This window comes from Vibrio sp. ZF57 (assembly GCF_001691235.1).
GTDB lineage: Bacteria > Pseudomonadota > Gammaproteobacteria > Enterobacterales > Vibrionaceae > Vibrio > Vibrio crassostreae_C.
Genome location: NZ_MAKD01000080.1, coordinates 1 through 2166, shown reverse-complemented (window position 1 = coordinate 2166; position 2166 = coordinate 1). Strand labels below are relative to the sequence as shown.

At 43.8% G+C, this 2166-nt stretch carries 1 protein-coding gene; it reads right to left on the bottom strand.

The window, feature by feature from the left end; all coding sequences use genetic code 11:
* Nucleotides 1-111 precede the first annotated feature (111 nt).
* A complete protein-coding gene (gene ltrA, locus A6D97_RS11460; protein ID WP_017091811.1) occupies nt 112-1584 on the bottom strand; it encodes a group II intron reverse transcriptase/maturase in 1473 nt (490 codons plus the stop codon).
* Nucleotides 1585-2166: the final 582 nt, after the last annotated feature.

The following is a 2166-nucleotide window of genomic DNA, read 5'->3' as shown; positions in this document are numbered from 1 at the left end:
TGTCGAGTAGACGACACTTGTTACCAAGTGCCGCCCCTCTAAGAACTGTACGTGCAACTTTCACTGCATACAGCTCAAGCCTCCGCTAAGGCGTATTACGTTACCCAGCAATCACAATGCAGCTAAAGCAGGTTCGAACCATGAGTTTCGTCCCAATTTCTTTGCCTTTCGTTCTTTAAGGAAAGGTTCGTAAAAAGGATCATAAGGCGTTGCCTTGCTCATAATTTTTACATGCCTTTTAATTGGCGTTTTGGCTATCTGAACCAGATTAAAATGACAATCCATATTCGCGATCTTTTGCCAACCATGGAATTGCCATTCACCTCGTCGGTTCAAGTAATATTTTCTACGCACCCAATCTTTGTTTTTCGTCGGATGACGCCTTACCGCCCAACGCCATAACAACCAGAAAAGTTGATGACTTACATAGTCGAAAGTTCGCTTTGCCACGCAATGACGATAATAATTCGCCCAACCTCTCAGTTTTGGATTCAGTATTTTAATCAGATCGTTCACTGGAATTGTTGCGTGCTTTTTGATGAGTTCACGTAAGTTACTCAAAAATGACAGTACGTTGCTCTTACTTGGTTTAATAAGCAGTTTGCCTTTGTACTTTCTGAGATTAAATCCCAAAAAATCAAAACCATCATTGATATGAGTTACGTGTGTTTTCTCTTCAGAAAGTGTTAAACCTCTTTCTTCTAGAAAGCTAATTAGCTGCGGTTTGATGTTGTTCACCAAAACTTCCTTTGAAGTCCCAGTTATTACAAAATCATCAGCGTATCCAATGAAGTTGACTCTATCGCCAGTTTTACGTGCTACCGACTTAACCAGATTTTCTAAACCTGCTAACGTCAACAGCATAAGCGTTGGGGAAATTATACCGCCTTGAGGCGTCCCCTCTGCTGTCTTGTAAAACAGTCCTTTATCGATAAAACCGCACTCAAGCCATTGCTTCAACATTCGTTTATCTGTTTGAATGTTATCGATTAGCCACTGATGACCAATTTTATCGAAACAAGCCTTAATGTCCCCCTCAAGAACCCATTGTGCTGAACGTTTAAGACCCAAGCATTTGAAGCATTGTTCGATTGCATCGGCTGTGCTTCTATTAGGTCGAAAACCATAGCTATTTAGGTCAGCAATGGTCTCAGAGATAGGCTCCAAGGCAAGTAGATAAAGCGCTTGTTGCGCTCGATCTATCATACACGGAATACCTAAAGGTCTGAGTTTGCCGTTTTTCTTGGGGATATAGATACGTCTGAGTGGTTTAGCTTTGTAGCCTTTCCGACTCAATTGATTAACCGCTGCCACACGACGAGCATCCGTATTCCAGATGATGCCGTCGATTCCTGGCGTTTTGCTGCCTTTATTTTGTGACACTCGTTTAACGGCAAGAAGTTTTGCCGCTTTTGAGTGAGTTAGTATCCACTGCAATGCTTTCGCCTTACTGCGTTTACCTTCTCGAGTTGCTTTTGCAATGCGTATTTGAAGCTTTAATACGTGTTGTTCGACGGCTTTCCAGTTAATGGATTGCCATCGAGTGCCGTTAGGAGAGGCACTAACTTCTTTTGAAGCTACCATTTGCATTTCTCCTTGAATAAAGTTCTTCAAATTATCTTGCAACGGGAGACCAGCTAGAAGTCAGCTCGCTTTCGCGCCAGATAACAACCTGTATCCGCATCATTACAACACGGCTTTCGCTTTTTCTAGCCTCCTTTACCTGCACCACTATCGGCTGTCTTTGCAGACCGCTTTCCCAAAGGGAGAAGTACAGGCTTACCCTGTTCCGTATGTCGCGCAACGTCGGGTTAGATGCCCACTATAATGCGGAGAGCGTCTTGATCACGAAAGAGCACTGTCCAATCTCTTTCCTACTCTCATGCCTTTTGGCCACAGCGTATTAACCACTTCCGCTGATCCACGTATAACGCATCTTAAATGGATTCACTTACGTTCATCATACCAACACCCTAGCACTCACCCAATTGTGGTTATCAGGAGGAACGTCCTCTCACGAATTCATTCCCGCTCAGCAAAGGCTGAACTTCGTTACATTGTCGGGTTCGCTGCTTTATTCAGAACCCTAGGGTCATCTGGTGATACAGATGGTTCACACTTGTTGCGGTGAACAGCACTTCATACGACTTCAGGTCGCACGGACAA